At 44.9% G+C, this 23,740-nt stretch carries 18 protein-coding genes and 1 tRNA gene; 18 read left to right on the top strand and 1 reads right to left on the bottom strand.

What is annotated here, in order from left to right; all coding sequences use genetic code 11:
* The first annotated feature begins 293 nt into the window (after positions 1 to 293).
* The 5 genes from G9G54_RS03945 to G9G54_RS03925 all read left to right on the top strand — a co-directional run bounded on the left by G9G54_RS03945 (position 294) and on the right by G9G54_RS03925 (position 5,654).
* Positions 294 to 1,331, top strand: coding sequence for a BMP family lipoprotein (locus G9G54_RS03945; RefSeq protein ID WP_061829124.1), 1,038 nt, complete (start codon positions 294 to 296; stop codon positions 1,329 to 1,331).
* Between the two features lie 141 nt (positions 1,332 to 1,472).
* A complete protein-coding gene (locus tag G9G54_RS03940) occupies positions 1,473 to 3,011 on the top strand; it encodes an ABC transporter ATP-binding protein (RefSeq protein WP_165176173.1) in 1,539 nt (512 codons plus the stop codon).
* On the top strand, positions 3,004 to 4,083 hold the full coding sequence (locus G9G54_RS03935; protein WP_039269736.1) for an ABC transporter permease: 1,080 nt from the start codon (positions 3,004 to 3,006) through the stop codon (positions 4,081 to 4,083). Before G9G54_RS03940 ends, G9G54_RS03935 begins: the two co-directional genes overlap by 8 nt.
* A gap of 1 nt (position 4,084) precedes the next feature.
* On the top strand, positions 4,085 to 5,044 hold the full coding sequence (locus G9G54_RS03930; protein ID WP_010349245.1) for an ABC transporter permease: 960 nt from the start codon (positions 4,085 to 4,087) through the stop codon (positions 5,042 to 5,044).
* Between the two features lie 262 nt (positions 5,045 to 5,306).
* A complete protein-coding gene (locus tag G9G54_RS03925) occupies positions 5,307 to 5,654 on the top strand; it encodes a hypothetical protein (protein ID WP_023987757.1) in 348 nt (115 codons plus the stop codon).
* 34 nt (positions 5,655 to 5,688) lie between these two features.
* On the opposite strand, the gene G9G54_RS03920 is transcribed toward G9G54_RS03925, so the two are convergent.
* A complete protein-coding gene (locus G9G54_RS03920; protein ID WP_165176171.1) occupies positions 5,689 to 6,129 on the bottom strand; it encodes a GNAT family N-acetyltransferase in 441 nt (146 codons plus the stop codon).
* Positions 6,130 to 6,742: 613 nt separating this feature from the next.
* On the opposite strand from G9G54_RS03920, the gene ilvB reads away from it, so the two are divergent.
* The 13 genes from ilvB (at position 6,743) to pheS (ending at position 23,731) form a co-directional block, all read left to right on the top strand.
* The gene (gene ilvB / locus G9G54_RS03915; protein ID WP_061829126.1) at positions 6,743 to 8,488 is read left to right on the top strand and encodes a biosynthetic-type acetolactate synthase large subunit; all 1,746 of its coding nucleotides are present in this window, start codon (positions 6,743 to 6,745) and stop codon (positions 8,486 to 8,488) included.
* Position 8,489: 1 nt separating this feature from the next.
* Positions 8,490 to 8,975, top strand: coding sequence for an acetolactate synthase small subunit (gene ilvN, locus G9G54_RS03910; RefSeq protein WP_023987760.1), 486 nt, complete (start codon positions 8,490 to 8,492; stop codon positions 8,973 to 8,975).
* Positions 8,976 to 9,145: 170 nt separating this feature from the next.
* A complete protein-coding gene (ilvC, locus tag G9G54_RS03905) occupies positions 9,146 to 10,138 on the top strand; it encodes a ketol-acid reductoisomerase (protein WP_013309387.1) in 993 nt (330 codons plus the stop codon).
* Positions 10,139 to 10,262: 124 nt separating this feature from the next.
* Positions 10,263 to 11,804 (top strand): 2-isopropylmalate synthase, encoded by a 1,542-nt coding sequence (locus G9G54_RS03900; protein ID WP_165176169.1) that lies wholly within the window; start codon positions 10,263 to 10,265, stop codon positions 11,802 to 11,804.
* A gap of 203 nt (positions 11,805 to 12,007) precedes the next feature.
* The gene (gene leuB, locus G9G54_RS03895) at positions 12,008 to 13,084 is read left to right on the top strand and encodes a 3-isopropylmalate dehydrogenase (protein WP_165176167.1); all 1,077 of its coding nucleotides are present in this window, start codon (positions 12,008 to 12,010) and stop codon (positions 13,082 to 13,084) included.
* A 320-nt stretch (positions 13,085 to 13,404) separates the two neighbouring features.
* Positions 13,405 to 13,944 (top strand): peroxiredoxin, encoded by a 540-nt coding sequence (locus G9G54_RS03890; protein ID WP_023987763.1) that lies wholly within the window; start codon positions 13,405 to 13,407, stop codon positions 13,942 to 13,944.
* A 259-nt stretch (positions 13,945 to 14,203) separates the two neighbouring features.
* Complete coding sequence (locus G9G54_RS03885) at positions 14,204 to 14,620, top strand: hypothetical protein (protein ID WP_013309391.1); 417 nt, start codon at positions 14,204 to 14,206, stop codon at positions 14,618 to 14,620.
* A 337-nt stretch (positions 14,621 to 14,957) separates the two neighbouring features.
* Positions 14,958 to 16,061, top strand: a complete 1,104-nt coding sequence (locus G9G54_RS03880; RefSeq protein WP_165176165.1) for an ATP-binding protein — start codon at positions 14,958 to 14,960, stop codon at positions 16,059 to 16,061.
* Between the two features lie 341 nt (positions 16,062 to 16,402).
* Complete coding sequence (locus G9G54_RS03875) at positions 16,403 to 18,544, top strand: bifunctional diguanylate cyclase/phosphodiesterase (RefSeq protein ID WP_165176163.1); 2,142 nt, start codon at positions 16,403 to 16,405, stop codon at positions 18,542 to 18,544.
* Positions 18,545 to 18,651: 107 nt separating this feature from the next.
* Positions 18,652 to 18,722, top strand: a tRNA-Gly gene (locus G9G54_RS03870).
* Positions 18,723 to 19,032: 310 nt separating this feature from the next.
* Entirely contained in the window at positions 19,033 to 20,034 is a 1,002-nt protein-coding gene (locus G9G54_RS03865; protein ID WP_238807778.1) for a polysaccharide lyase family 1 protein, read from the top strand.
* A gap of 365 nt (positions 20,035 to 20,399) precedes the next feature.
* Positions 20,400 to 22,250, top strand: coding sequence for a ribosomal protection-like ABC-F family protein (abc-f, locus tag G9G54_RS03860; RefSeq protein WP_165176729.1), 1,851 nt, complete (start codon positions 20,400 to 20,402; stop codon positions 22,248 to 22,250).
* A gap of 449 nt (positions 22,251 to 22,699) precedes the next feature.
* Positions 22,700 to 23,731 (top strand): phenylalanine--tRNA ligase subunit alpha, encoded by a 1,032-nt coding sequence (gene pheS / locus G9G54_RS03855; RefSeq protein WP_269321413.1) that lies wholly within the window; start codon positions 22,700 to 22,702, stop codon positions 23,729 to 23,731.
* Positions 23,732 to 23,740: the final 9 nt, after the last annotated feature.

Genomic DNA, 23,740 nt, shown 5'->3' with positions numbered 1-23,740 from the left:
ATACTCAATGTTACGGAAAAGACTTCGTTTTCTCCAAAATACGAATAAATATGACGTGAGATGGAAGAATGTATGTTTTTTTTAACTTTGTAACGCTTACATTGATGAGATTTTAAAAAAAATTGACCCAAGGTTATTAATTGTCTAGATTTTAGCCGATCATAATTGTATAATCTCTAAAGTAAGTCTTCTGTACGATCTGTCTCGTCAGTAAATGACATGCAATGAGCATGTACATGTTCAAAGAAAAGAGACAGTCCAGGGATCTAACACTAAGGGGGAACAGTATCAGCATGAAGAAAATGTTCAGTATGTCTTTGGTTATGCTGCTGGCGATCTCGGTCATTCTCGCAGGCTGCGGTAACAAAAATCAAGGTGCATCCAACGCAAATGGTGGAGACACAGGTGGTTCTGCCAAAACATCGAATGTCCAAATCGGCATGGTTACAGATGTGGGTGGAGTAAACGACAAATCGTTTAACCAATCTGCTTGGGAGGCACTACAAGCCACTGAGAAAGAATCGGGCGTTAAAGTTAAATACCTGCAAAGTAAATCCGATCAAGATTATATTCCTAACCTGAACCAATTTGTTAAGGGTGATTTTAACCTGACTTGGGGAATCGGTTTTAATCTGGCGAATGCGATTGGACAAGTAGCGAAAGACAACCCAAGCAAGAATTTGGCGATCATTGACAGTGTCGTGGATGCGCCTAACGTAAAATCGGTTGTTTTTGCTGAAAATGAAGGTTCCTTCTTGGTGGGGGTTGTAGCTGGTAAGCTTACCAAAACAAACAAAATTGGTTTTGTGGGTGGACAAGACAGCCCATTGATCAAACGTTTTGAAAAAGGATTCGAAGCAGGAATTAAAGCTGTAAATCCAAATGCAAAATTGGAAGTTAACTACACAGGTGCATTTGATAAGCCGGACCTGGGTAAAGCAGCAGCTGCGACGATCTATAACAGCGGTGCGGATATTATTTTCCATGCAGCTGGCGGATCTGGTACAGGTGTATTTAATGAAGCACTCGCACGTAAGCAACAAGGTCAGCAAGTATGGGTTATTGGCGTAGATAAAGACCAATCACTTGAGTTTGGTGACGACGTAACATTGACTTCGATGGTAAAACGTGTAGATGAAGCTGTAAAACGCGTATCTAAAGAAGTAATTGATGGTAAATTTAAGGGCGGTGTCGAGACACTGGCTCTGAAGGATAATGGTATTGGTTTGGCAGACACATCAACGAAAAACGTACCTAAAGACGTGCTTGATCTTGTAGAACAATACAAGCAAAAAATTATTAAGGGCGAAATTACAGTTCCTTCGAAATAAGTTTTGGCTTGAAGAACATAGAAGTAGCGACAAGGCTGGTTCATAAGACTAGCCTTGTTCTTACGTCTGGAGTTATATGGATTATAACGGGCAAAATCAGCTCATTGGAGCACATACTATAAAGTGTATAAGGGTGATCTCATGGATGCAGCGACCCCCGTCGTTGAGTTAAAGCAAATTACAAAACGATTCCCCGGCATCGTTGCCAACGACTCCATCAGCATCAAGCTGCATAAGGGAGAAATTCATGCCCTTTTGGGTGAGAATGGCGCGGGTAAATCTACGCTTATGAATATTCTTTTCGGACTGTATCAGCCGGATGAAGGGACAATTGAAATCGGAGGTAAACCCGTACAGATTGATAGTCCAAATAAGGCGATTGATCTGGGGATTGGCATGGTGCATCAGCATTTTAAACTCGTACAGCCGTTTACCGTTACCGAAAATATTGTCCTGGGCTCGGAGCCACGTAAGGGTCTGAAAATCAATTATAAAAAGGCTGCCGCAGAAGTACAGCGGTTGTCTGAGCAGTACGGTCTTCAGGTAAATCCGAATGCCAAAATTGAGGATATATCTGTTGGTATGCAGCAACGTGTAGAAATTATCAAAACGCTCTATCGCGGTGCAGATATTCTGATTTTCGATGAGCCTACAGCTGTACTGACACCGCAGGAGATCACTGAGTTGCTGGACATTATGAAGCGCTTGGTCGCTGAAGGCAAATCAATTATTCTTATTACTCATAAACTTAAAGAAATCATGCAAATTGCAGATACCGTTACGATCATTCGCCGAGGTCAGGTTATTGATACGGTCAAGACGTCTGAAACAACACCAAATGAGCTGGCTGAGAAAATGGTGGGCCGTCGTGTGTCCTTTAAAGTGGACAAGCAGCTTGCGCAACCAGGACAAACGGTACTGGAAATGAACAATGTAATTTCTAAAAACAAGGATGGCATTAATGTTCTAAATGAGTTGAACCTGCAGGTCAAGGCGGGCGAGATTTTGGGGATTGCCGGAGTAGATGGAAATGGACAGAGTGAGCTGATTGAAGCATTGACAGGCTTACGCAGGGTGGATGGCGGAAGCATCCGTTTGCTCGGACAAGAGGTGGCCAATCAGCCACCACGCAAAATTTCAGAGGCAGGCGTTTCACATATACCGGAGGACCGTCATAAGCATGGGTTGGTGCTCGATTTTTCTATGAGTGAAAATATGGTGCTGGAGACGTATTACCAGGCGCCTTACAGTAAAAATGGCTTCTTGAACAAAGATGCTATAGAGAAACAGGCCAAAAGTCTTATCGAAAAGTTTGATGTAAGAACACCGGATATTCACACGAAGGCAAGAGCGTTATCTGGTGGGAACCAGCAGAAGGCTATCATTGCGCGTGAAATTGATAAAAATCCAGACCTTCTCATTGCAGCACAGCCTACACGCGGTCTGGATGTCGGAGCTATTGAATTTGTCCAGAAACAACTGATTGCCCAGCGGGACCAAGGTAAAGCTGTGTTGCTCATATCTTTTGAACTGGATGAGATTATGAATGTATCCGACCGAATTGCTGTCATCTATGAGGGCAAGATTGTCGGGGAAGTGCTGCCAGAAGAAACGAATGACCAGGAACTGGGACTGATGATGGCAGGAAGTGCAGTGAAGAAAGGAGTAGAGAATGGCTAATCTATTGAAAATATTCACAAAAGACTCCTTTGTACTGGCGCTGGTCTCTATTATTTTGGGTCTCCTTCTGGGTGCTATTGTGATGCTGATTGGCGGGTATGACCCTATTGTGGCCTATTCTGCTTTGTTTAGCCGTGTATACGGAGATTCTTATAACTTTGGAGAGGCTATCCGTGAGATGACTCCGCTGGTTTTAACGGGGTTGGCATTTGCTTTTGCGGCCCGCGCCGGATTGTTTAATATTGGCGGCGAAGGTCAGTTTCTGGTAGGTATGACAGCTGCTTCGATTGTGGGCATTAAACTCCATGGGTTGCCAGCTATCATACATGCACCGCTAGCTGTGATTGCAGGTGCAGTTTTCGGAGGCTTGTGGGCTGCGATTGCTGGCTATTTGAAGGCCAAACGAGGCGTGAATGAAGTTATTACATGTATTATGATGAACTGGATTGGTCTGTATTTGGCTAATTTGGTGATCAATCAGTTCGCACTTATGGATGGTGAAAATCGTTCTGTGGATATTCAGCCTTCTGCTTCAATTTCCATCGAATGGCTGTCCCAGATGATGGGGAATGCTCGGGTACATTGGGGTACAGTTATTGCAGTGCTGGCGGCAGTCTTTTTCTACATTTTCATGTGGAAAACAAAGCAAGGCTATGAGCTTCGGGCTGTCGGATTTAATCAGGATGCATCCCGCTATGCAGGTATGAATGTAAATCGTAATATCATAAAAGCGATGTTCATTAGTGGAGTTTTTGCCGGATTGGCAGGTGCCTTTGAAGTACTAGGAGTATTCCATTATCAATCTGTCATGGCAGGATCACCGGGAACCGGCTTTGACGGTATCGCTGTAGCTCTGATTGGGATGAATAACCCATTCGGTGTGCTGCTCGGTTCTGTTTTGTTCGGAACGCTTACGTATGGTTCTGCGGGGATGAGCTTTAGCGCAGATGTACCGCCCGAAATTATCCGGGTTGTCATTGGCTCGATTATTTTCTTCATTGCGGCCCAAGGTATTGTACGTTGGGTTGTGAAGCCGCTCTACTCCAAGCGGAAGAAAGAGAAGGTGTTGTAGAATGAGTTGGTTAACACTTGGTGAATTAATCCATACAACGCTCGTTTTTGCGACGGCGATTATTTTTGCGTCTCTCGGCGGAGTTTTTTCAGAAAAATCCGGTGTAACGAACCTCGGGTTGGAAGGACTTATGGTATTTGGAGCGTTTGCAGCGGGTGTTGGCGGATTTTATGCCGAGCAAGCTGGACTAGGAGGCACCTCTGCGGCTTGGGTAGGTGTGCTGTCAGCTGCGGTGTTCGGTATTCTGGTTTCGCTAATTCATGCTGTAGCCTCTATTACGTTCAAAGCCGATCAGGTAATAAGTGGTATAGTTATCAACTTTTTGGCAGCAGGTAGTACACTGTACATGGTCAAGCTTTTATTTGAGGGTGATGGTGACACGGGTCGGATTCAGGGTTTCAACGAAATATCCATCCCTTACCTTGTGGATATCCCGATTGCAGGAAAAGCCTTTTTCCAAGCCTATCCAACGACATACTTAGCCATTCTATTAGTTATTATTGGCTATTTTACTTTGTATAAAACACCGTTTGGCTTGCGTTTGCGTTCCGTTGGGGAGCATCCAGGAGCGGCCGATACAGTGGGTATTAAAGTAAATCGTCTTCGGTATATTGGTGTTATGATCAGTGGGGCGTTGGCTGGGATTGGTGGGGCTACAATCACTCTGACTACAACCAACATGTTCTCGCACAATACAGTTTCGGGGCAGGGATATATTGCTATTGCCGCTATGATTTTCGGTAAATGGAATCCGCTCGGCGCTTTTGGCGCAGCAGTGTTTTTTGGTTTTTCACAAGCCATTCGCAACTATGTGCAGCTGTTCGCATGGTCCCAAAGTATTCCCCAGGAAATTATTTTTATGTTGCCATATCTCTTGACGATTATTGTACTGGTAGCGGCTGTCGGACGTTCGCGTGCTCCGGCCGCTTTGGGTCAACTTTATGATCCAAGCAAGCGTTAAAACTTATAAATAGCTGATGTGTATGTTTTGAAAATGTACATTGGTGTATAAAAAATCTGGTATCTGCATGTGCAGGTACCAGATTTTTTTTATATTGTGCAGGCATTTAAACATACGCCACTGGCATGAATGGAATAGACTGTGCTATGCAGATTGGACGGGACGCTCGGCCCCTGTCAGCTCCGGTCTATTTTGTGGTGGTGATGAGCTATCAAGGAGCCGTTCAATCTGTCCATCCGTTGAGAAAGAAGGAGGAAATACGATGAAACAGGCAGTAACCAGAAAGCAGGTGGAGAAGCTTGTTGGCAAAGTCATCTTTGCTACTCGCAAGGATGGTTCCCAGGTCAGCGGCAAGCTGATTCGCATTTCGGGTAACCGACTGGTTCTTCAACCAAACCGCAAGAAAAAAGTAAACACGAAGGCGATTATTCCTCTGGTGCTGTTTGACTTGCTTGCCATCGGCACAGCTCCATACATTGGTGCCTATGGTGGGGGATATGGTGGCTACGGTCCAGGTTATGGAGGACCAGGATATGGTCCGCAGCCAGGCCCGTATACAGACGGGGGGTACCCCGGCGTAGGATATCCGTATTACCCTAATTTATTTTAGTCATACAAAATCTTGAGCTCGAAAAAGATACTTTTTACAGTGACTTTTCGAGTTCGTGGCATCGGCTCAGAGCTACGTAGCGCAGCATTTGATATTGATGACGTAGATAAAAATGGATCCCCCTGATATTGTCTTCGTCCACCATAACTTTAGCCCGCTTGCAGCGACGCAGTCGTCCGTAGTGTTCGGCATGCTCCAGCAGTTTTTTTCCGTATCGCATACCTTGATGAGCCGAAGAGATTGCGATCAAATCAATGTATAATAGTTCGCCATGCAGCATAACATGAATGAAGCCAACAACCTGTGCATTATCCGGTCTGCAAGCTACAAAAGTGATGCCCCGGTTTAAGCGCCGGGGTAATTCTTTGCGTATTTGTTCCATTTCTGGGGCACTTAAATGCGATAGGGGGACAAGCTCTTGCTCGATGAGACGAAAGATGATGCTGTCATCTTGATAGCTTCGTTTTCGAATCATAAACGGGCCTCCTTTTCTACCCTTTTAACAAGATAAGACGTGGCTTTGGAGGAGTGCACTGTCTCACCGTGTGGTCTTTTTTATAATATGCGGGTACCTCTTACAAGCGTGCGACTCTGAGGTGCTTCAGAAAAGAAACATGAATTTTTATGAAATATGGGTATTGACTATCCCAGATGAGAGACATATAATGTGTCTAAACATTTGAAAGAATGACATGAACTCAACGGCAATGAAGAGGACGAAGTGATTAGGGCTCTTTTGTTCAGAGAGTGAGGCATTAGCTGCAAGCTTCACCAAAATCCCTTTTTAACGAGCTCACCTTGGAGCTGTTTTCCTGAAAAGTATTTGGGCCCGATGATATTAACGGTGCGCTGAATCACCTATTAGGGAAAATCGTACGGTCTACGTTACAGACGCCAGATATGGAGATCCTTTGTGATTTCTGTACCTGCCAAGGTTCGATATTGCGAAATATCGGGCAAACACGGGTGGTACCACGGAAGCTACAGCCTTTCGTCCCTCAGTAACAGCAAGTCTGTTCTAGGGATGAAAGGTTTTTTTGTTTTTACAAATGTCAGATGTATGTAAATTTTGTAAAGGAGGATGACCAATGAGTGCACAAATTCCTGAAGTTAGGTCAACCAATGAATTACGTGAAAAGTGGATGAAGCCTGAAGTGATTACAGGTTCGGAAATTTTACTCCGTAGCCTGTTGCTGGAGGGAGTAGATTGTGTCTTCGGATATCCTGGTGGTGCAGTGCTTTATATCTATGATGCCATGTATGGCTTTAAGGATTTCAAGCATGTCCTCACTCGTCACGAGCAAGGAGCTATTCATGCGGCAGATGGTTATGCACGGGCGAGCGGTAAAGTGGGTGTCTGTATCGCCACTTCCGGACCTGGAGCGACAAACCTGGTAACTGGTATTGCGACGGCTTTTATGGATTCGGTGCCGTTAGTGGTCATCACGGGTAACGTTATATCTTCCCTGATCGGTACGGATGCTTTCCAGGAAGCCGATATCACGGGAATTACAATGCCGATTACGAAGCACAGCTATCTGGTAAGAGATGTGGAGGATCTGCCGCGAATCATCCATGAGGCATTTCATATTGCCAACACAGGGCGCAAGGGACCGGTGCTGATTGATATTCCGAAGGATATTTCTGCAGCCCAGACGTTGTTTGTTCCACAAACGGAACCTGTGACCATGCGGGGTTATAACCCGAAAGTGATACCCAACAAAATTCAACTAGACAAGCTAACTCAAGCTATTTCCGAAGCAGAACGTCCATTCATTCTGGCTGGTGGAGGAGTTGTATACTCCGGTGGACATGAAGCACTTTACGAGTTTGTTCGTAAAACGGAAATTCCTATTACGACAACGTTGCTCGGATTGGGTGGTTTCCCAAGTGGACATGAACTGTGGACGGGGATGCCGGGGATGCATGGAACATACACCTCCAATCAAGCGATTCAACAGTCAGATCTGTTGATCTGTATCGGAGCCCGCTTCGATGATCGGGTAACAGGCAAGTTGGATGGGTTTGCTCCTCAAGCTAAAATCGTCCACATTGATATCGACCCTGCTGAAATTGGAAAAAATGTTGCAGCAGATATTCCTATCGTGGGTGACGTGAAGGCAGTGCTGGAATTGCTGAATCAGGATGTGAAACGTGCGGATCGAGCTGATGCATGGAGAGCGCAAATTCAGCATTGGAAGAAAGAGAAACCTTATTCATATAAGGATTCTGAAACGGTGCTTAAACCACAATGGGTTGTTGAGTTGTTGGATGAAACGACCAAGGGCGGCGCAATCGTAACGACGGACGTGGGACAGCATCAAATGTGGGCAGCACAGTATTACAAATTCAATCAGCCACGTTCATGGGTCACCTCTGGTGGACTCGGTACGATGGGATTTGGTTTCCCTTCTGCAATCGGTGCTCAGATGGCAAATCCCGACAGATTGGTAATATCGATTAACGGGGACGGCGGTATGCAGATGTGTTCGCAGGAATTAGCCATCTGTGCAATCAATAACATTCCGGTTAAAATCGTAATTATCAACAACCAGGTTCTTGGAATGGTTCGCCAATGGCAGGAATTGATCTATAACAATCGGTATAGTCACATTGACCTGGCTGGAAGTCCGGATTTTGTGAAACTTGCCGAAGCATACGGAGTCAAAGGACTGCGTGCTACGAATAAGGAAGAGGCACGTCGGGCTTGGCAGGAGGCGCTTGATACACCCGGACCGGTCGTTGTCGAGTTTGTAGTCAGCAAGGAAGAGAATGTATATCCGATGGTGACGCAAGGTTCGACAATTGATCAAATGCTGATGGGGGACGAGTAAAATGACAACAAAAAATACCATTGCTGTACTGGTAAATGATCAACCCGGCGTTTTGCAACGTGTGTCCGGCCTGTTCGGTCGCCGAGGCTTTAACATTGAGAGCATAACGGTGGGACAATCGGAAGAAGTTGGATTATCCCGTATGGTCATTGTGACTGTAGGGGATGAAAACAACTTGGAGCAGATTGAAAAGCAGCTTTACAAGCTGGTTGATGTGATCAAGGTCATCGATCTCAGTTCCAAGCCGATGGTAGCTCGGGAATTGGCGATGATAAAGGTAAAGGCAGAACCGCCTCAGCGACCAGAGATCATGGGTGTGGTAGAAACATTCAGAGCAGCTGTAATTGATGTTGGAACGACGAGCTTGATCGTACAGGTCATTGGCGATACAGAAAAAATTGATGCCATGATCGAGTTGTTGAAGCCTTACGGTATTCGGGAGTTGACTCGAACCGGGGTTACAGCTATGATACGTGGCAATGCTTAATATGGAACTTTAACGAATTACCGCTTATAGCTTATAGCGCATTAAATTAATAAAGAACCGCCCGCATAAGAGCGGGGGCTCGAAGAGATTTTTAGATACTGATCACGAGGGAAAGTCTCTTGGGGTACCCGCTCATTATGAAGGGTCCAATTAAAAGGAGGAAATTAACCATGGCAGTTACAACGTACTACGAAAAAGATGCAGAACTCAGCGTATTGAAAGGAAAGACAGTGGCCGTTATTGGTTACGGTAGCCAAGGACATGCTCAAGCACAAAACTTGCGTGACAGTGGTGTGAATGTTGTTATTGGTTTGCGTGAAGGCAAATCAGCTGATGTCGCAAGAAACGACGGTTTTGAAGTTCTGAACGTAGCTGATGCAACAAGCCGTGCAGATGTGGTTCAAATTTTGTTACCTGATGAAACTCAAGCTTCTGTGTACAAAAATGAAATTGAACCTAACCTGAAAAAAGGCGCAGCTCTTTTGTTCTCCCATGGTTTCAACGTTCATTTTGGACAAATCGTAGCTCCTAAAGATAGCGATGTATTGCTGGTTGCTCCAAAATCCCCAGGACATATGGTACGTCGTACCTATGTAGAAGGGTTTGGAGTACCGGGGTTGATCGCAATTGAGCAGGACGCAACGGGTCAAGCCAAAGAAATCGGTCTTGCATACGCAAAAGGCATTGGCTGTACACGTGCGGGCGTAATTGAAACCTCCTTCCGTGAAGAAACGGAGACGGATCTGTTCGGTGAGCAGGCGGTATTGTGTGGCGGCGTGAGCGCACTCGTAAAAGCGGGCTTTGAAACATTGACTGAAGCAGGTTATGCTCCTGAGATGGCATACTTTGAATGCTTGCATGAGCTTAAGCTGATCGTTGACTTGATGTATGAAGGTGGATTGGCAACGATGCGTGATTCCATCAGTAATACAGCGGAATATGGCGATTATGTAACTGGACCACGCGTGGTAACGGAAGATACGAAGAAAGCCATGAAGGATGTATTGACTGACATTCAACAAGGTAAATTTGCTCGTGACTTCATCCTTGAAAATCAATCTGGACGTGCATTCCTGACGGCTACTCGTCGTAATGAAGCTAACCATCCGATTGAAGTGGTGGGCGGACAATTGCGTGAAATGATGCATTGGATCAAAAAGTAATAATCTTTTGTACTATGAACTCGACAACATGAATTATTTATAAATATTAATTACAATGCGGCCCTGCTTATTGCGTGAGCCGCATTGTAATTTAAGGGTCCTAATCCTGAGGAGGTGCGTTAGGTTGCGCAAAATATATATATTTGACACAACGTTGAGAGACGGAGAACAGTCACCTGGCGTGAACTTGAATACTCGTGAGAAAGTGGAGATCGCTCATCAGTTGGAGAAGCTGGGAATCGATCGTATGGAGGCTGGGTTCCCGGCTGCTTCTCCGGGTGATCTGGCGGCTGTTAATGCAGTAGCAAAAGCTGTGAAAAATTCGACGGTTATTGGTCTTTCGCGTGCAAGGGAACAGGATATTGATGCGGTTCGCGAGGCACTCAAGGGAGCTCAGGACCCGTGTATCCATATCTTTTTGGCAACTTCTCCTATTCACCGTCAGCATAAGCTGCGGATGGAGAAGGCACAGGTATTGGAAACTGCTCGTGCTGCCATACGCTATGGGTTGAAATATTTGCCTAAAGTGGAGTTTTCTTTGGAGGATGCAGGTCGTACAGAGCTTGATTTTGTGGTTGAAATGGTTACCATGGCTGTACAAGAAGGGGCTTCTGTCGTCAACATTCCAGATACGGTAGGTTACTTGACACCCTACGAGTATGGAAATATATTCAAACACATTAAGGAAAATGTCGTCGATGTGGAGAAGATTCAATTGAGTGCACATTGCCACAATGACCTGGGAATGGCTACTGCTAATACACTCGCTGCCATCCTGAACGGTGCGGATCAGATCGAGGGAACCATTAACGGTATTGGTGAACGCGCTGGAAACACGGCCATTGAGGAAATCGCCATGGCACTGGAGACGAGACAGGAATTTTTCCAGGCCAAAACGTCTCTGCAATTGTCTGAAATTGCGCGCACGAGCCGTTTGGTTAGCCGTTTGACGGGGATGGTAGTGCCGGGCAACAAGGCGATTGTTGGAGCCAATGCTTTTGCGCACGAATCAGGTATTCATCAAGACGGCATGTTGAAAGAGAAAACGACTTATGAAATCATGACACCAGAAAGTATCGGTCTAAAAGAAAGCAAGCTGGTACTCGGTAAGCACTCAGGTCGTCATGCTTTCCGTGAGCGTTTGATCGAGTTGGGCTACGAATTGAGTGAAGAAGATCTGAATCGCGCTTTTGGGCAGTTCAAGGACTTGGCTGATAAGAAAAAGGAAGTTTCGGACGATGATATTTTGGCATTGCTGGAAGAAAAATTGGCCGATGCACCTGAAGTCTTCAAGCTGGAAACGATTTTTGTTACCTATGGAAACAAAGCTACGCCTTCCGCACAAGTGCGTCTGGTTAACGATGAAGGTCAGGTTATCGAGACAGAAGCTGAAGGAAATGGTTCAGTCGATGCGATCTACAATGCGATTGACCAAGCCAGCAGCGAAAGCGTTGTACTTTCAGATTACTCCATCAAGTCAGTTACCCATGGTAAGGACGCCCTGGGTGAAGTCCATGTAGTGCTGACGCAAAACGGACTGTCTGTGCAGGGACGCGGGGTAAGTACCGATATTCTGGAAGCAAGTGCTCGGGCTTACGTAGATGCACTAAATGGTTTGATCGACAAGCGTAAAAATTACAGTAACCGCGTAGATTATAAATCTTAATTTTATCGGACTTAAGAGTTGGATATATACAGGATCGGATGTTTCCGGTCCTGTTTTCTTTTTCTCTGATGAAAAAACCAGCTTATAGGCTGTGCCTATTGAATTGATAGATTCTATATCTTGGTCAAAACCCTGCCATGTATGTTACAAAGAAGGTGTGAAAAATACGGTTGTATAGCTGTATAACAAGAGGAGTGTACGTGATGGCAGACGTTAAAAAGATTGCGGTAATAGCGGGAGATGGAATTGGACCGGAAGTGGTCGCAGAGGCAGAGAAAATTTTGAAACGTACGGAAGAAGTGTTCGGCCTTTCATTTGCAACGGAGCATGCGCTGTTTGGTGGGATTGCGATTGATAAGAAGGGCACACCATTGCCGGAAGAAACACTGGCAGTATGTCAATCTGCAGATGCCGTTCTGCTGGGAGCCGTAGGAGGACCCCAATGGGACAACAATCCAAAGGAACTTCGTCCTGAAACTGGACTGCTGGGCATTCGTAAAGAGCTCGGTCTGTTTTCGAATCTTCGTCCTGCTGTCGTCTTTGACTGTCTCAAGGATGCATCTACATTGAAACCGGAAGTGTTGGAAGGAACGGACCTGATCGTGGTGCGCGAACTGACAGGCGGCATTTATTTTGGCGAGAAGTTCAGACGAGAAAGTCCTCAGGGTGAGGAAGCAGTCGATACTTGTGCATATAATGTAACAGAAGTAGAGCGTATAGTGCGCCAATCTTTCGAAATTGCACAAAAGCGTCGCAAGAAACTTGCATCGGTGGATAAGGCTAATGTACTGGAAACCTCCCGTTTATGGCGTGAAGTCGTTAACCGGGTTGCTGTAGACTACCCGGATGTCGAGCTGGAGCATGTATTGGTTGATAACTGCGCCATGCAATTGCTGCGTCGTCCATCTAGCTTTGACGTCATCGTGACGGAAAATATGTTTGGTGACATTCTCAGTGATGAAGCGGCTATGCTGACCGGATCCATCGGCATGCTCTCCTCCGCATCACTTGGAGAAGGCAGCTTCGGCCTATACGAGCCGGTACATGGCTCGGCGCCTGACATTGCAGGTCAAGGGCTGGCGAATCCCATTGCAACGATTTTGTCCGTTGCTTTGATGTTCCGTCTCACCTTCGGGTACGACAAGGCAGCTGATGCCATTGAGAAAGCGGTAGCTGAGGTATTGGATGCAGGGCACCGTACGGCGGATATTGCGGTGGATAAATCTCAAGCGATCTCGACAACTCAAATGGGAGATCTGATCGCAGCAGCTATTCGTTAAAAGCTCCGTAAATGTACCCGTACTGAAAAAAAGCTTCCTATTATAGTAAGGTTATACAGTACAGCCTTTTCGGCAAATGTTTAGTACAGTAGCTCCTGAGCAATCAGGAGCTACTTGTATATTCGAAAGTTCAAAATGTGAATAAAATGTGAATTTTTAAGCTAGTTTAAAATAATTATAAAAAAGTAATGGTTACAATGTTGACTTTGATTTCAGCGAATGATAACATTTATCAAGTAAGTTGTTCATTACAATACAGATGATTGAGGAAAACACATTCGGTGTTTTTCTTACATATTTTAAAGGAGGATTTCATTATTATGGCAGAAAGATTGGTAGGAAGACCCGCCCCTGATTTTGCATTGGAAACAGTGACTGGAGACGGTCAAGAATTTGGTTCGGTGAAGCTTTCCGATTACCGTGGCAAGTGGCTCGTATTTTTCTTCTATCCACTGGATTTCACTTTTGTGTGCCCTACGGAAATTACAGCGTTGAGCGATGCTGCTGACCAATTCAAAGAGCTGGATACTGAAATTCTGGGTATCAGTGTAGACTCCGTGCACAGCCACAAAGCATGGATCAACACAGCTAAAGAAAACAATGGTCTGGGCAAACTGAACTTCCCATTGGCTTCTGACATCACGAAGAAAACAGCGAGCGATTATGGCGTTCTGATCGAAGAAGAAGGCGTTGCATTGCGTGGCTTGTTCATCATTGATCCAGAAGGCGAATTGAAATATCAAGTGGTTAACCACAACGACGTAGGCCGCAGTGTGGAAGAAACTTTGCGTGTACTGCAAGCTTTGCAATCCGGTGGCTTGTGCCCCATGAACTGGAAACCAGGCGATCAAAATCTGTAATATAAGCTTCACAAGTTGAAATTAAACAAGCAAGCCCCCAACTAGCGGTTACTCTGCCGTTATTGGGGGCTTGCTTGCCTGCTCTGTGCAGCGCAAGATGTGAGGATGTCCTGTTTAAATGAGACAAATAGAGTGAAGTAACAAATAATTATGGAAATGTTGTTGTGTTCTGGAGGAATTTTGCCTGATGAAAGCGAATAAGGTATTGTAGAAGATAAACAAGGCAGAACAGGTTTTGTTCAGAGGAGGCTGAGCCCGGATGAGTTATTGCTGTGGAGCAAGCATGGTAGGAACCAAGGGAACGCTGAAGCATTACCGCACCCAAGTTCATAATGTTCCTTTGCTGTTTTGCCCGGTATGTCGTCGCATTGAAGTTCATTATAAAGTCGAAAATGAGTATGAAATTCTGGCTGAATATGCACATGGAGATGGGGCAACCGAGATTGATTTTCAGGATTATGTCATGGAAGACGATGATACGATATTTGAAAATTGTGTGAATCGTGAAAGTGAAGATGCCTTTGAAATTGTGAAGCGTCAAATTGACATATCTCTGGATTTATTGATGGTAGCCAAACAGATGAATGATGAAAAATGGCAGGGAGAGCTTAAGAGAAGACTGGCCGTTATGAGCCAAAGACGATCCCGACTTCAACATAATAAGAGCGGCAGTTGACATCCTACACACCAAAGAAGCTCTCAATTCTGGAGAGCTTCTTTGGTGTGTAGGGCGCTTGTTCCTAACGTAATCTTTCATTTTGGTAATGTTGCGCAGATATTATGACGAAAGAAAACAGGATAAAAATTTGGATTCGACACTTTTTCCGATTGACTGCGATCCTTAATCTTGTCTATCATAAAATAAGACTCGAATTGGAAAGAGATGGTCGGATTTCTGTGAAACTGTTTTCTACATCATTGAAGGGTAGTCGATAGATGCCTTTCTCTTCTTCAAGATTATTACGCGTCCGAAACGGCCAGTTTGTCATTCCGAAACAAGGGGGAAGCCTGGCATGATCAGTGAATTCCAAGAAGCCTTGCTTGATACCGTGGGAGCTTGTCCTTCCACACAGATCGCCAATAACAAGTATGAAAATGTGCTGGAGAACCTGGATAGTGGTATCATGCTGTTTGACAGTGACGGGGTACTGACCTTTATTAACGTGCAAATGGCGAAATTGCTGGAGCTACCACGGAGTTCGCTAGCAGGTCGCAATTTGATGCAAATTTTGCATCATCCTGAGTTAAGTCGGTTTAAGAAGAAGAAAATCATGCGGATTTATAAAGAAACTATCTTTCATAGAAAGCGCTATCATGAGTTGATTGATGAGTATGGTCGGCATTGGTTGATAACAGTGACCTATGGTGATCAGATGGATGGGGATTTTTTGTTTAGCGTCAAGGATGTGTCGGATTATAAGCAGATTGAGCAGACGGCGTATCAAAACGATAAGCTAGCGATGCTGGGACGCATCTCTGCCTCTATCGCCCATGAAATCCGTAATCCGCTTACCGCAATTCGGGGCTTTATTCAATTGCTTCGGCCACATTTGGTGGAGTTGGGCAGGGACGAGTATGCCCGCATTATATTAACAGAGATTGATCGTGCGAACGACATTATTTATGAGTTCTTAAATTCGTCCAAGCCTTCGGCTCCGCAAAAAACAGCTGTATCTGTGATGGGCTTGCTGAAAGAGGTAGTGATGCTGACAGAAAGCGAAGCATTAATGAAGGGGTGCCAGATTGCATTGGACGAAAATGATGAGCTCATGAAGGTTTCCATTGATGTGAAGCAAATTAAGCAGGTTATCCTCAATATGATTAAAAATGCGATGGATGCCATTGAAAGCATCAGTGGGGAACGAGAGGGCTGCATCGATATCCATACAGTGCTTGAGGGTAATTATGTCCACATTTGTATTGAAGATAACGGATTAGGTATGGATCACAATACATTGGCGCGTTTATTTGATCCTTTTTTTACAACAAAAGAAAGTGGAACCGGATTGGGATTGGCTGTGAGCTATCGAATTATCAAAAATCACGGAGGCTTCATACATGTAGACAGTAAACATGGAAGTGGCACACAATTCAAAATCACGCTTCCTGTAGTTTAATATGGGGAGGTTTTCGCAGAGGGGTCCTGTACATACTATTTCTTTTATGTTGTGCAGCGTTGGGGTATAGGTATCACCTTTTTGGAAAAGGTTGTCTGAAGCGCATAATCTGACAAGATGATGCGCTTTTTTGGTGCTGTAAGCTCGGTTATTTGCGTAAATGCGAAAATGAATTCATGAATTTAAGACAAAAAAATGATTCACCTTTCACAGATTAAATGCTATTATATACCAGAATACAACATTATTTTTGATACTATAGACTTAAACAACGGCTTCCAAAGCTGTCAAACGTCTTAGATGATCGGAATCTCCGATATGCAGGGGGCTGAAGAGGCTGAATGAGTATACGGTTGGAAGTAAAAAAAACGATAGGTATCGGCATTGCTTCAATAGTTTTGTTTGTCTTGGTTCAGTTATTTCACGTAACTTTGAATAAGATATACTCCCATAATATTTTTTTCTTGTTATATCCGATTGTAGGATTTTCCTGTGCTGCGATTTGTTTTTCTATTTTTTATCAATCCTGGTCCGTTTTACTGGAAAAGTTATCCTTGCAGAGACTTCTTATTGCCCCTACGTTTTTGGTGGCTGGCCTGCTTTACCTTGTTCATATTGTTTCGTTTAGTTTCGTAAGCCTGACAGACTTTGCTTTGTCTCCGGGCATTTCGTTATGGCTGCTATTTGTAAATCGTGCCTTTACTTCTGTCTTGCTCTTATGTGTTTGTTTCCTCCCATCTAGCAAGACGAAGTCTGAATACAAGACAGTGGCTTTGTGGGCAGGGATAGGCTGCACTTTGCTGATTCTAGGGGTTATTAAGACATTTGGTGCAGACTTACCGGATCTACGTATACGATACGAAATAGGCAACCTGGGCTGGACATTAAATCTGGCTGTCATGTTACTGCTTGTGCTCACTTTTATTTTCGGGGTGCGAAAATATCGGAAAGCCCGCCCGGCGGAGTTGGGCATGTTGCTTATTGTTCGTGGGATTGGGCTGTGTGTTGTGAGTCAGTTGTTCTATTTATTTTCTGAGCAAATGAGCGATATTAATCACCTTTTGGGACTTTTGACCAACGCGGTAGCATTTTATAATATGTTGAGCGGGCTGGTTCGGTTGATGGTTCTGGTTCCTTATCGTGAAAAGCAGGCAGCAGAATCTGAGTTTAATCACATTGCCTATAATGATGATATAACAGGACTCCCCAATCGTCGTCGCCTTTCCCAACGCTTAGATAGAATATTGCGCAAATCATTGAAATCGGATGAGACAGTAGCGCTTTTAGTGCTAAATATTGATCGTTTCAAGGCGATTAATGATTCGCTTGGACATATGGCAGGGAATTATTTGCTGTATGCGGTAGGCGAACGCTTGGGGCATTTTAGCCATGAAGGGGAAGCTGTCTTTAGCATGGGCGGAGATGAATTTGCCTTTCTTCTAACGGGATACGAAGATACAGATGCTATGAGAAATCGTATTGATGATATGGTGAAGCTGTTCGATCAGCCTTTCGATATTAATGGCGAATCTTATCATGTGATGGTGAGCGTTGGTATAGCTTTATACCCGTTGGATGCGAATCAGAGCGAACAACTTATTCAGCAGGCGGATACGGCTGTCCATAGTGCCAAAGAGCAGGGAGTGAATTTTCAGCGGTATGCTAGCGCGATGCAGATGCGAGCGCATGAAAGACTCCAGCTGGAAAATGATCTGCGGCGAGCACTTGAAAATGAGGAATTTTCATTGGTATATCAACCACGTGTCCACCTGCAAAGTGGCGAGCTAACGAGTTTGGAGGCGCTGGTGCGGTGGAATCATCCTCATCGTGGGATGGTGATGCCGGGCGATTTTATTCCGGTGGCTGAAGAAAGTGGTTTAATTGTGCCCTTGGGGGAATGGGTGTTAAGGGAGGCCTGTCTGCAAAATAAGCAATGGCAGGAGCTCGGGTACCCACCCATCCCAATTTCGGTCAATTTATCCATGCGCCAATTTCAGCAAAAAAAGCTGGTGGATGTCATTCGGGGCATTTTGACCTATACGGAACTTGAAGCACGCTATCTAGAGCTTGAGATTACCGAAAGTATGACCTTTGATAAGGATCGGGCCTTTGAACAGTTGAAAAAAATAAAGGCTATTGGTGTCGCAATCAGTATTGATGATTTTGGAACTGGCTATAGCTCATTGCATTATTTGAAGAATCTCCCGATTGATCGTCTAAAAATTGACCGTTCCTTTGTAAATGAGGTACTGGTCGACAGCAAAAATGCGGCAATTGTATCTACTATTGCCTCCATGGCTCACCATTTGAAGCTGAAGGTTACGGCTGAGGGAGTGGAAAATGAGGAGCAGCTTCATTTTTTGCAGGCACAGGATTGTCATGAGGGTCAGGGATATTACTTTAGTCGCCCCATTCCGGCAGAAGTCTTTGAAAAATTGTTTTTACGTAAACCTATGAATTGGCTGGCTCAGGATAGTATGTAGTATGCTTGCATTTTGCTGAAAGGTAAGTTATACTAAATAACATCCTGATTCAGCTGGTTGACGATAGGTTAAGCGTGTCATACATAAGAATCGAGATGTTATAAAATGCGGGTGTAGTTCAATGGTAGAACTTCAGCCTTCCAAGCTGATAGCGTGGGTTCGATTCCCATCACCCGCTTACTGTTTTAAGAAGTTCGGAACCCTTGCGACGCAGGGGTTTTTGTTTTGTTTGGAGCTAGATAAATGCATTATAGCCGGGGTGCCGACGGGGTATCACGGCTTTTTGCGTTCTTACGAACTATTTTTACATTGCTGCACAAAAATAAAATATAAAATATTTAGCTTAGATGCTATAAATAAACAGATAAAAAGAACTATTTACCAATTACTAAAAAATATGTATAGTCGGATTGTCGGGATTTAACTTAAAAAAGGATGGTGTAGCTGCAATGAGGAAAATTTCTTTTCTGTTTTTAGCATTAACTTTGATGCTGTTTACTTTTTCTGCAAGTTCTACGTTCGCCGCTGCTGATTTTCCAAATACGTCGACGAATGGAATGACTGGTTTTGCCGGACAGGCTAAAAGTGAAAATGGAGCTGCAAAGCCTGCCACAACGGGGGGAAAAGGCGGTCAGGTCATTTATATCAATAATCTAAACGATTTGAAAAACCAGTTAGGGGATTCAACTCCTAAAATTCTGGTAATCGAAAAAAATATTTCTGCCTCCTCTAAAACCGTGGTCAACATTGGTTCCAACAAATCACTCATTGGTTCTTACGCGCAACACAAGCTGGTTAACATTCATTTGAAAACAACAAATAATTCGGGAAATGTGATCTTTCAAAATTTAACTTTTGAGCACAGTGCCAACATTAACGGTAACGATGACATTCAACTTTATCTCACTGCAGGTACAAATTATTGGATTGATCATGTTACATTTGCAGGTCACAGTTATAATGCGAATGGCTCGGATCTGGACAAACTTTTGTACATAGGCCAATCAGCTGATTATGTAACCATTAGTAACTCCAAATTTGCTAATCATAAATATGGTCTCATTTTGGGATACCCTGATGATGGCAATAAAAATTATGATGGCATGCCCCATATCACGATCGCCAATAATTACTTTGAAAACTTACTTGTACGTGGCCCAGGGCTTATGAGATATGGATATTTCCATGTTAAAAATAATTATATCAATAATTTCCAGCTTGCTTACACCATTGCTACGAATGCAAGAATCTATTCTGAGTACAACTACTTTGGAAAAGGTAGTGAAAAGGGCGGTATTCTTGATGATAAAGCCAATGGCGAGTTTAAAGATGTGGGGAGTTTTCCCTCCATCAACAACCAAAAATCGCGTGTAACCAGCTGGAATCCAAGCAAAAACTATAGCTATCAGGTTCAGACTCCTGAATATACGAAAGAGTTTGTAACAAAATATGCAGGTTCGTCCAATACAACTTTGATATTTGGAAAATAACGCGGGTTATTTGCAAATGTGCTGTGATCTGCTATACTGACTGCAAGTAAGTATCCCATGAAAAGGAAGGTAACCATACGTCCGATGAAGTAAGCACACTGATTTTCCCACTTAACTGCACAGTTACTGGCAGGCGGCTGTAAGCTGCAACGGGAGAAGTGTGTCTGAAAATGAATGTAGGGACGTATGCGTTTATTCCGGAACGGGATTTGGCTTATTCGTTTACGGTATTATTTTTCATAAGCGTATGTTCTGAGACGATTCATAACAGTCATTCTATATTCCTTGTATGCAAGCCGCAGCCTTCTGCGGCTTTTTTTATTGCTTCCGGGGTCAAAAAACCGGACTGGGAAAGGATGATCGGTATGAGAACGATTTTGCGTATTCGCAATGTAGTAAAGGATTGGAACGGGACATCTTTATTTGAGAATGTGTCGTTGGATGTGATGGAAGGAGAACGGCTCGCACTGTTTGGAAGAAATGGAGCAGGTAAAACGACGCTATTGCGAATATTACTGGGAGATGAAGCGCCAACCTCTGGTCAAGTAGAGCATGATTTGCCACTGGAAGAGCGGGGCTGGCTGAAGCAGCAGGATACGGTGGATTGGTCTCGAACCGCACTTGAGGCCGCACAGCAGGCCAGCCCTCGGCATTGGCTTCTCAAGCAAGCGTTGGGACAGCTGGAAGCTGACCTAGCCAATGCTGGGAAGGATATGGAGAATCATCTGGAGCGTTACGGCGAGCTGATGGATGAATACGAACGCCTGCAAGGCTTTGCCTGGGAGTCTGAGGTGGAAAAGGCGCTCACTCGAATGGGAATGCCTGTCCAGACGTGGTCCATTGCTTATGGTGACCTGAGTGGCGGACAGAAGACGAGAGTGCGATTAGCCGGACTCATGGTCAGGCAGCCGAAGCTACTGGTGCTGGATGAGCCGACCAACCATTTGGATGCCGAAAGCTTGCTTTGGCTGGAGCAGTGGCTGTCCACGTATCCGGGAACACTGCTGTTTGTATCGCATGACAGAGCCTTTTTGGATCGGGTGGCTACGAGTATAGTTGAGCTCACATCGACAGGTATTGGGCGCTATAAAGGCGGCTATAAGGAATATAAAGCGCAAAAGGAGCGAGAACTGCGAGAGCAGGAAGCCAACTATCGGAAGCAGGAGCTGGCGAAACAGGCGCTGGAGGAAACGATTCGAAATTACAGGGAATGGTTTCATCAGGCGCATCGTGGCGCATCCAAGGTTGAGATGGCCGTTACGCAGAGCTTTTATAAGGCCAAGGCTAAAAAAAATATTTCCCGTTACCATGCGAAAGAGAAGGAACTGGAGCGACTGGAAGCCAATAGAGTAGAGCAACCGCGTGAGGCTGCGTCTTTGCACATGAAATTAAGTGACAGCGGGTTTCAGGCAAAATATTTGCTGCGTGCTGAGCAGGTTGACTTTAGCTACGACGACCGTATCATTGTGAAAAATCTAAATCTGATCGTTGCACGTGGAGACCGTCTGGCTGTTCGGGGGCCCAATGGAATTGGTAAAACCACGCTGCTTCGGTTATTAACAGGTCAACTGGAGCCGCAGACAGGAAAAGTCACAACCAACCCACAGTTGAACATCGGATATTTTTCACAGGAGCTGGAGCAGCTTCCGGAGGATCAAACGTTGCTGGACAGTCTGCTTGCACTCCCGACGATGACTCAAACAGAAGCGAGAACGGTGTTGGGCTGCTTTCTTTTTGCGAAAGAGGACGTATTTAAAAGGATCGGGACACTCAGTATGGGAGAAAAATGCAGGGTAGCTTTTCTGCGTCTGTACTTTAGTGGAGCCAATCTGCTGGTGCTGGATGAACCCACGAATTATTTTGACATTGAAACCCGTGAAATTGTAGAGGATTCTTTGCGCAACTATGATGGAGCACTGGTGCTCGTCTCACATGATCGGGAGCTGGTGAGGTGCACGGCAACTCGGTTACTGGATATGAAGCCGGGGGGCGGATATGAAATCTATGAGGGGACAGCTGACGAAAAGCAAGAAGATGAGCGGAGCCGTCAACGGGAGCCAGAAGACCAGGAGCGGCGTGAGGAACGGCTTCGATTACAATTGCGTCTTACAGAGTTGATGGGAATGACGGGCACGAATGACGAAAACGAGAAGTTGTTGAGCGAAATCAGGCGCATTCGTGCAAATCTGGAGCGGTTGGAAGATCTCGATATCTAAAGAAATGAAACGTATGCCCTGCTTGCCAAAGCGCGGTAGTTTGCATATAATAATGAACAATAGTTCGAATTTTTGAAAATGTCTTGATGGAGAAGAGTAGACAGTGTCCGATTGAACAGGGAGGAAGCGCCGTAGGATTGAGAGCGTTTCTGCAAATACTGGGCTGTTGAAGTTCGCTCCGGAGCAGTTCCTTGAACCTCAGACGTCATGTGAATGGCGAATGTGCAAGTAGGGGATACCGGTTCACGACCGTTACAACGTGTAGAGCGAGACGATGATGCATAGCATGAAAATCACCTGTAACTAGTTGCCGTAAGGCAGAATGCTGGGTGAGCTGAGCTTATTGTCTAACGAGGGTGGTACCACGGTCTTTTCGTCCCTTACCGGGAGAAAAGACCTTTTTTTGTTGTCTGAAAAGCTGGATATGAAGAAAGGGGACTGAACAGGCGATGAGCGAAACCATCCAAATGAAGGAACATTTGCTGGCCTTGAAGGAAGAAGCACTGGAAGTATTGGAGAAGGTGGCAACACCCAAGGAGCTGGCTGATCTACGGGTCAAATATTCGGGAAAAAAGGGCGCATTGACTGAAATCTTGCGCGGTATGGGCAAGCTGAGCGCGGAAGAGCGTCCGGTTGTTGGACAGGTAGCCAATGAGGTGCGCGAGGCGATTGAAGAAGTCGTTAACCGTAAGCAGGACGAGTTCACGAAAGCAGAAACGAATGAGCGTTTGCAAGCGGAAAAGATCGACGTTACGCTGCCTGGACGCGCGTTGCCGCAAGGTGGACTGCACCCGCTCAACAAAGTGATTGAGCAAATCGAGGATATTTTTACAGGTATGGGCTATCGAGTGGCTGAGGGTCCACAGGCAGAGACGGATTATTATAACTTCGAAGCATTGAATCTGCCTAAAAATCACCCCGCACGGGATATGCAGGATTCATTTTATCTGACTGAGGATCTATTGATGCGTACCCATACGTCACCAGTTCAGATTCGTGCGATGGAAGCGATGAAGGGCGAAACGCCTATTAAGGTTATCTGTCCGGGTACGGTTTTCCGACGTGATGATGACGATGCAACACATTCTTTTCAATTCCACCAAATTGAAGGGCTTGTCATTGGAAAAGACATTCGTATGAGTGATTTGAAAGGAACCTTACTTCAATTTGCACGCGAAATGTTCGGAGAATCAACCGAAATCCGTTTGCGCCCAAGCTTCTTTCCATTCACAGAGCCGAGTGCTGAAGTAGACGTGACTTTTGTGAAGAAAAATGGCGAACGCGTATGGATTGAAATTTTGGGTTGTGGCATGGTCCATCCGAAAGTGCTGGAGATGGGCGGTTTTGATCCCGAGGTGTACAGCGGCTTTGCATTCGGTATGGGTGTAGAGCGGATTGCTATATTGAAATACGGTATCGACGATATTCGTCATTTTTATAACAGTGACCTGTCGTTCCTGAAACAGTTTGCGCGTCAATAAACAACTATA

Origin of the sequence: Paenibacillus sp. EKM212P (genome assembly GCF_011066115.1) — a bacterium.
Lineage (GTDB): Bacteria > Bacillota > Bacilli > Paenibacillales > Paenibacillaceae > Paenibacillus > Paenibacillus polymyxa_B.
Note: the sequence above shows the minus strand (reverse complement) of the source record. Positions and strands in the feature narration are given on the sequence as shown.

What these genes read in the sequence shown, in the direction of transcription:
- G9G54_RS03945 (WP_061829124.1), top strand. Translation starts at nt 294, where the DNA reads ATGAAGAAAATGTTCAGTATGTCTTTGGTTATGCTGCTGGCGATCTCG.
- G9G54_RS03940 (WP_165176173.1), top strand. Translation starts at nt 1,473, where the DNA reads ATGGATGCAGCGACCCCCGTCGTTGAGTTAAAGCAAATTACAAAACGA.
- G9G54_RS03935 (WP_039269736.1), top strand. Translation starts at nt 3,004, where the DNA reads ATGGCTAATCTATTGAAAATATTCACAAAAGACTCCTTTGTACTGGCG.
- G9G54_RS03930 (WP_010349245.1), top strand. Translation starts at nt 4,085, where the DNA reads ATGAGTTGGTTAACACTTGGTGAATTAATCCATACAACGCTCGTTTTT.
- G9G54_RS03925 (WP_023987757.1), top strand. Translation starts at nt 5,307, where the DNA reads ATGAAACAGGCAGTAACCAGAAAGCAGGTGGAGAAGCTTGTTGGCAAA.
- G9G54_RS03920 (WP_165176171.1), bottom strand. Translation starts at nt 6,129, where the DNA reads ATGATTCGAAAACGAAGCTATCAAGATGACAGCATCATCTTTCGTCTC.
- ilvB (WP_061829126.1), top strand. Translation starts at nt 6,743, where the DNA reads ATGAGTGCACAAATTCCTGAAGTTAGGTCAACCAATGAATTACGTGAA.
- ilvN (WP_023987760.1), top strand. Translation starts at nt 8,490, where the DNA reads ATGACAACAAAAAATACCATTGCTGTACTGGTAAATGATCAACCCGGC.
- ilvC (WP_013309387.1), top strand. Translation starts at nt 9,146, where the DNA reads ATGGCAGTTACAACGTACTACGAAAAAGATGCAGAACTCAGCGTATTG.
- leuB (WP_165176167.1), top strand. Translation starts at nt 12,008, where the DNA reads ATGGCAGACGTTAAAAAGATTGCGGTAATAGCGGGAGATGGAATTGGA.
- G9G54_RS03890 (WP_023987763.1), top strand. Translation starts at nt 13,405, where the DNA reads ATGGCAGAAAGATTGGTAGGAAGACCCGCCCCTGATTTTGCATTGGAA.
- G9G54_RS03885 (WP_013309391.1), top strand. Translation starts at nt 14,204, where the DNA reads ATGAGTTATTGCTGTGGAGCAAGCATGGTAGGAACCAAGGGAACGCTG.
- G9G54_RS03880 (WP_165176165.1), top strand. Translation starts at nt 14,958, where the DNA reads ATGATCAGTGAATTCCAAGAAGCCTTGCTTGATACCGTGGGAGCTTGT.
- G9G54_RS03875 (WP_165176163.1), top strand. Translation starts at nt 16,403, where the DNA reads ATGAGTATACGGTTGGAAGTAAAAAAAACGATAGGTATCGGCATTGCT.
- G9G54_RS03865 (WP_238807778.1), top strand. Translation starts at nt 19,033, where the DNA reads ATGCTGTTTACTTTTTCTGCAAGTTCTACGTTCGCCGCTGCTGATTTT.
- abc-f (WP_165176729.1), top strand. Translation starts at nt 20,400, where the DNA reads ATGAGAACGATTTTGCGTATTCGCAATGTAGTAAAGGATTGGAACGGG.
- pheS (WP_269321413.1), top strand. Translation starts at nt 22,700, where the DNA reads ATGAGCGAAACCATCCAAATGAAGGAACATTTGCTGGCCTTGAAGGAA.